Source organism: Xenorhabdus littoralis (genome assembly GCF_033949345.1).
In the GTDB taxonomy this organism is placed as follows: Bacteria; Pseudomonadota; Gammaproteobacteria; order Enterobacterales; family Enterobacteriaceae; genus Xenorhabdus; species Xenorhabdus littoralis.
Genome location: NZ_VCDP01000084.1, coordinates 1 through 7,561, shown reverse-complemented (window position 1 = coordinate 7,561; position 7,561 = coordinate 1). Strand labels below are relative to the sequence as shown.

Annotated in this window: 1 protein-coding gene; it reads right to left on the bottom strand. The window is 53.6% G+C overall.

Going from position 1 to position 7,561, the window contains the following annotated elements; genetic code table 11:
- Positions 1–7,561 (bottom strand): non-ribosomal peptide synthetase (locus FE394_RS16815; protein WP_319927505.1); only part of this gene is annotated, 7,561 nt, incomplete at both ends.

Genomic DNA, 7,561 nt, shown 5'->3' with positions numbered 1-7,561 from the left:
ATCAGGGCGTCCTGCGGGAAATCGGCTGGGGTGGAGTTGAAATCAACCAATAACTGCTGGCGCTCGGCGGCAGGCAGGATCGGCAGGCTCAAAACAAGTCGCTGAGGTTCGTTAGCCAGAGCTTCAACTAGGCCGCTGATAGCGGTAATCAGGTAGTTAGCCAGTCGAGTGGGATCAATCCCCGAGACGCTCTGAGTTACTAGGCTGAAGCCTTCCCCTAAGTCATCCACTGAGAGGGTCAATGGATAGTTTGTGCGTTCTTCTGCTGTCAGCATACGCATGCCGTTCCAAACTCTCTCATCGGCCGCCCCTGAATGACTATGGCGGTAATTGAGCAGAGCACTGAACAATGGCATAGGTGGTGTCACACCGCTACAGCGAATAGCCAGCGCCAGAGGAGCTTGTTCATGCTCTAATAGCGCCATTAGGTCATGGTAAGTGGCCTGCATCACTTCCAGTACACTGATGCCAGCAAGGGATATCCGCACTGGCAGGGTATTGATAAACATTCCCATTACCTGATCAGCACCGGCATAGCCTTGCAACCGACCGAGCAGCACAGAGCCGAAGACCACATCATCACGACCGCTGGTCTGTGCCAGTACCTGAGCCCAGGCAACATGGAACAGCACGCTTGGGTTGATGCCCAGACGACGAGCTTGACTGCGGATCTCCCGTGCCAGCGTGATATCCAGCTTCAAATAGGTTTCGGCCACATCTTTACCATCACCCTGCACATTAAGCAGACCAAAAGGTGCTGTGGGTTCATCAATATCGGCGAGCCGGGCACGGAAATAGTCTTCATGCACGGAGGCCGGCACGCTCAGCGTCTGGGCAATAAAGTTACGATACGGTAGTGGTACGGGAAGAGTCTCTGCACATCCCTGCAACAGCAAGTTGATTTCAGAGACGATAAGTTCCAGTGTCATATGATCGCTGATCAGATGATGGAAACTCAGTGCCAGCAGCCACTCGCCGTTGGCCGGGTCATGGGCGATATCAGCGGCAAACAACGGTGCCTGATTCAGGTTTAGCCGGCGTTGACGCGGATCGGTGTAGGCCTGCAACTGGGCCAACACGTCCCCCTCTAACACATTGTTCTCTGAAGTGGGTACAAAGGTATTCACTGGTAGTGGGGCCTGACGCCAAACGACTTGAACAGGCTGCGTTAATCCCTGCCAGCAAATAGCGGTACGCAAGATATCGTGGCGGCTGATCACCTGTTGCAAGGCACCAAGGAAAGCGTCAAGGCGCTCGCGGGTATCAAAGGCCACTAGGCTGCATAGCAGATAGGTGTCCCCCTGTTCCTGCAACTGATGGTGGAACAGAATGCCTTCCTGCAATGGGGCGAGCGGGTAGATATCCTGCACATTAGCCGCCCCGCCGGGAACCGTGTTGACAATGGTATCGAGCTCAGTCTGGGATAGTTTCACCAGCGGTAGCAGGTCGGGGGTAAGGGTGGTGCAATCTTCGGTAATGCGATTAGGCGGTACGACGAAGACAGGTTTGCCCTGATGTGCTTGTATCATCTGAGCCATCTCGGTGAGGACAGGTGTGGAGAAAACGCTACGCACATCAAGCAACCAGCCAGCATTACGCAATCGTTCAATCAGGCTGACGGCCATCAGTGAATGACCTCCGAGTTCGAAAAAGTGATCATGACGGCTGACGCGTTCCAGCCCAAGCAAGTCTTGCCAGATCAGCGCCAGCGCGGTTTCCAATGTACCTTCTGGTGCTTCATAGACACGTGTTGCTACAGCAGACTGGTCAGGTGCTGGCAGAGCTTGACGATCGAGTTTGCCGTTAGGCGTCAGCGGGAAGGTTTCCAACATCACAAAGGCGCTGGGGATCATGAACTCAGCCAGTTGCTGCGCAAGCTGTTGGCGCAGTTCAGCCGGTACCAGTTCAACGCCGGACTGAGGCCGGAGATAGGCCACCAGGCGTTTGTCTCCCGAAATATCTTCACGAACGATGACAACGGCTTCGCTTACGTCAGGACACTGAATAAGTTGTGCCTCGATTTCACCGAGTTCAATCCGGAAACCGCGCAACTTGACCTGAAAATCGTTACGGCCGAGATATTCGATGTTTCCATCGGGCAACCAACGTCCAAGGTCACCCGTTTTATACATGCGTGAGCCGGGCGTAGTTGAGAATGGGTCGGTAATAAATCGTTCTGCCGTCAGTTCTGGACGATTAAGATAACCGCGAGTAACACCAGCCCCGCCGATATGGATTTCACCCGCCACGCCAATCGGCACAGCCTGATCCTGCGTATCCAGAATATAAATCTGAGTATTAGCGATTGGCTGTCCGATAGGGACATTGAACAAGTCGTGGGACATGACCTGATAAACCGAGGCCCATACTGTAGTTTCTGTCGGTCCATACTCGTTATAGAGAGCAATAGGTAACTCTAACTGTTCAATTCGAGTATGAAGTTCAGGCAGGCAGCGTTCACCTGCCACAATGAGGGCTCGAAGGGATGCCATATCTTCTTTATTAGCGAGTTGCAACAGACTGAGAGCTAAAGATGGCACACATAATAGGCAACTGATATCATTCTGGCGCAGAGCCTGCAAAATGGCTATAGGGTTGACAGTAATCGCTTGTTCTGGAAGGCATAAACATCCTCCGCGCGTGAGTGTACCAAAGATACTGGCGAGGGAACTGTCAAAGGCGATTGAAGACAAGAGTAAAAGCCGTTCGAAATGCGGATACGTCAATTGTCGGGCATAAGTGGATGCAACGATATTCCTGTGTTCAACCATTACCCCTTTAGGGTGGCCCGTAGAACCAGAGGTGTAGATGACATACGCCAAGTGGTGTGAGGTTAATCCCAGAGTATGAGTATCAGGATTACTCTCTGCGTAAGCGCCAGACACTGAGATGTCGAGCAGCACAGTAGGCAGGCTGCTGTCCAGCGTTTCGCTCAGGGCTGATTGGGTAAGTAGAACAACCGGCTCAGCATCGTTGAGTATATAGGCCAACCGTTCGGCTGGGTAGGCCGGATCCAATGGCACATAGGCCGCACCAGCCTTGAGAATGCCCAGTAAGCCCACGATCATCTCCAGGCTACGTTCAACGCAGATGGCAATCCGGTCATCCGGCTGTACGCCCAAGGCCAGCAGATGATGGGCCAGTCGGTTGGCACGGCGGTTTAGTTCACTGTAGCTGATGGAGAATTCTTCGAACACCACAGCGGTAGCGTCAGGAGCGAGATCTGCCTGTTGCTCAAACAACTCATGGATCAAAGCCTTCCGTGGGAAATCGACCTCAGTGGTATTGAAGTCCACTAGTAGCTGTTGCCGTTCTGCGACAGGTAAGATCGGCAGACTCAGAACAAAACGCTGAGGTTCGATTACCAGGGCATCAACCAAGCCACTGATAGCGGTAGTCAGGTAGTTGGCGACCCGAGCGGAATCAATTCCCGCCACAGCCTGAACCACCAGATTAAAACCCTCACCCAAGTCATCCACAGAAAGAGAAAGCGGATAGTTGGTGCGATCTTCGGTAGTTAGCAAGCGCATACCGTTCCAGACCACATTAGCCGCATCTGGCTGGCTATGGCGATAATTGAGTAAGGCACTGAACAATGGCATCGGTGGAACTACACCACTACAACGCTGAGCCAACGCCAGAGGAGCTTGTTCATGCTCCAGAAGAGTCATTAGGTCATGATAGGTGGCCTGCACCATTTCCAGTACACTGCAACCAGCAAGGGATACCCGCAATGGCAGGGTATTGATAAACATTCCCATTACTCGATCGGCCCCGGCAGAGCCCTGCAAGCGGCCCAACAGCACAGTGCCGAAAACCACATCGTCACGGCCGCTGGTTTGTGCCAGCACCTGCGCCCAGGCAACATGGAACAGTACACTCGGGCTGATACCCAGATAACGGGACTGGTTGCGGATCGCCTGTGCCAGCGTGGTATCCAGCGGCAAATGGGCTTCAGCAATATCTTCTCCGTCATTCTGCATATTAAGCAGGCCAAAAGGGGCTGTAGGGGCATCAACATCAGCAAGTTGAACGCGGAAATAATCCTCATGCACCGAGGCCGGTACGCTCAGGGTCTGGGCGATAAAGTTACGGTACGGCAGAGGATTGGATAGTTCCTCTGCATGCCCTTGTAACAGCAGGCGGATTTCATCGACGATAAGTGCCAGAGTCATATGATCACCGACCAGATGGTGGAAGCTCAGTGCCAGCAACCATTCATGGTTAGCCGGGTCATGGGCGATGTCGGCGGCGAACAGTGGTGCCTGACTGAGATCAAGCCGACGCAGACGTGGGTTGGTGTGGGCCTGCAACTGAGCCAACACATTACTCTCTAACGCATTGCCCTCTGAAGTGGGTACAAAGGTGTTCACCGGTAATAATGCCTCGCGCCAGACCACTTGTACGGGCTGGTTTAGTCCTTGCCAGCATATCGCGGTACGCAGGATATCATGGCGGTCGATCACCTGTTGCAGTGCGTCAAGGAAGGCATCAAGACGTGCACGGGTGTCGAAGGTTATCAGGCTGCATAACAGATAGGTATCCCCTTGCTCCTGCATTCGGTGATGGAACAGAATACCTTCCTGCAACGGGGCGAGCGGATAGATATCTTGTACATTAACCGCCCCGCCGGCCACCGTCTCGACGATCGAGTCGATTTCCGTCTGGGACAGCGTCACCAGCGGCAATAAGTCTGGGGTGAGGACAGTGCAATCTTCGGTAATGCGATTAGGCGGTACGACGAAGACCGGTTTACCCTGATGTGCTTGTATCGCCTGAGCCATGTCGGTGAGTACGGGAGCGGAGAAAACACTGCGCACATCAAGCGCCTGACCTAGACCGCGCAACCGTTCAATCAGGCTGACCGCCATCAGCGAGTTACCACCGAGCTCAAAGAAGTGATCATGACGACCGACACACTCCAAGCCCAGTAACTCCTGCCAAATTTGCACCAGTATTGTTTCCAGTTCACCGACGGGTGCTTCATAGTCACGGGTGACTACTGCTGACTGGTCAGGAGCCGGCAGTGCCTGACGATCAAGCTTGCCATTCGGGGTGAACGGGAAGGTATCCAGTGTCACAAAGGCGCTGGGCAGCATGTATTCGGCCAGATGCTGTGCCAGTTGCTGGCGCAGTTCAGCCGGCACCAGTTCAACGCCGGATTGGGGCCGGACATAGGCCACCAAGCGTTTATCACCGGGGATATCTTCGCGGGCGATAACGATCGTCTCACGCACTCCTGAACACTGAGAGAGACGCGCTTCGATTTCACTGAGTTCGATACGGAAGCCGCGTAACTTGACCTGAAAGTCGTTACGGCCCAAGTATTCAATATTGCCATCCGGCAGCCAGCGGCCGAGATCACCCGTCTTGTATAACCGGGCATCTGGATCTGTTGAGAATAGATCAGGAATAAATCGTTCTGCTGTCAGTTCCGCACGATTAAGATAACCGCGGGCCACGCCGACTCCACCGATATGGATCTCACCGACAACACCGACAGGCACCGGCTGACCCTGTGTATCCAGAATATAGATTTGGGTATTGGCGATAGGCTGGCCGATAGGCGGTACTTTCTCATCTTGTGCATTGCATAGGTAGAAAGTTGCACAAACGGTACTTTCCGTTGGGCCATAGGCATTGATCATGCGTCGTCCTATTGCCCAGCGTTTGATCAGTGTTGGAGAACAAATCTCGCCACCTACGACCAGAGTCTGTAGTGTCTCAGGTATTGTCTCCAATGCAGCTAATGCCGTCGGCGTCAGAAGCATATGGGTAATGGCATTTTCTTTCAGGGTATGGAACAGCTCAGGACCAGGCAGGATCTTTGTCCGTTGAGCGAGTTGGAGGCGAGCCCCTGTCAGGAGCGCCATGCAACATTCCTGCATGCAGACATCGAAACTGAAAGAAGCAAACTGCAATAGGCGACTATCGGCTGTAATGTTAAGAGCCTTTATTTGCGCATTAACCAGATTACACAGACTACGGTGCTCAACCATCACCCCTTTAGGTTGTCCGGTGGAACCAGAGGTATAAATCACATAGGCCAGATGGCGTGAAGTTAGCCCCAGTATTTGAGCATTGAGGTTTTCTTCCGACTCTTTATCAGAAACAGATAATTCTTGGGCATCGAGTATGACAGTAGGCAGATTACTATCCAGCACCTCAATCAGTGCAGACTGGGTAAGCAACGCCACGGGAGCGGCATCCGCCAGCATATAAGCCAAGCGTTCCACAGGATAGGTCGGATCCAGTGGTACATAGGTGCCGCCAGATTTAAGAATAGCCAGCAGTCCCACCACCATCTCCAGACTGCGATCAACGCAGATGGCGACCCGCTCATCCGGCTGAACCCCCAGCGCCAGCAGATGATGGGCCAATCGGTTGGCGCGGCGGTTCAGTTCACCATAGCTAAGCGACAGACCTTCAAACACCACGGCGATGGCATCAGGAGTGCGCTTAACTTGTTGCTCAAACAACTCATGGATCAGGGCCGCCTGCGGGAAGTCCGCTTGTGTGGCATTGAAATCCACCAATAGCTGTTGACGTTCAGCGGCAGGCAGGATCGGCAGGCTAAGAATGGATTGCTCAGGTTTAGTTGCCAGTGCTTCAACCAGTCCGCTGATTGCAGTGATCAAGTAATTTATCAACCGTAAAGGTTCAACGTCCGCAATGGCCTGAGCAAGCAGGCTGAAATCCTCTCCCAAATCATCTACTGAGAGGGTCAGCGGATAGTTGGTACGTATTTTTTCGTTCAACATGCGCATACCATCCCAGACCTTATTATCCGAACCTGGCTGGCTATGGCGGTAGTTAAGCAGGGCACTGAAGAGCGGTAATGGCGGGTTCACGCCGCTACAGCGCTGTGCCAGTGTCAGAGGTGCCTGTTCATGTTCCAGTAGTGCCATCAGATCATGGTAGGTAGCGCGCACGACTTCCAGTACACTGCGATTAGCCAGGGATATCCGCACTGGCAGCGTATTGATAAACATCCCCATCACCTGATCGGCGCCGGCTGAGCCTTGCAGACGGCCAAGCAACACTGTCCCGAAAACCACATCGTCACAGCCGCTGGTTTGCGCCAGCATCTGGGCCCAGGCCACGTGGAACAGTACGCCAGGATTGATACCGAGACGTCGGGCCTGCATGCGGATTGCCTGCGACAGCGAGGTATCCAGCAGAAAACGGGCTTCGGTCACATCCTCGCCGTCACCCTGTATATTAAGCAGGCCGAAAGGTGTTGTTGGGGCATCGACATCAGCGAGTCGGGCGCGGAAATAGTCCTCATGCACGGAGGCGGGCACGCTCAGGGTTTGGGCGATAAAGTTACGGTAAGGCAGAGGGATCGGTAGCGTTTCTGTCTGCCCCTGTAACAACTGAATAATTTCGGCAATGATAAGCCCTAACGTCATATGGTCACAGACTAAATGATGAAGACTCAGGGCCAACAGCCATTCATTGCTGGTTGGATCGTGGGCAATGTCGGCAGCAAACAGCGGCGCCCGGCTAAGATCGATCTGGCGTTGACGCGGATCGGTGTACGCCTGCAATTGGGCCGGCA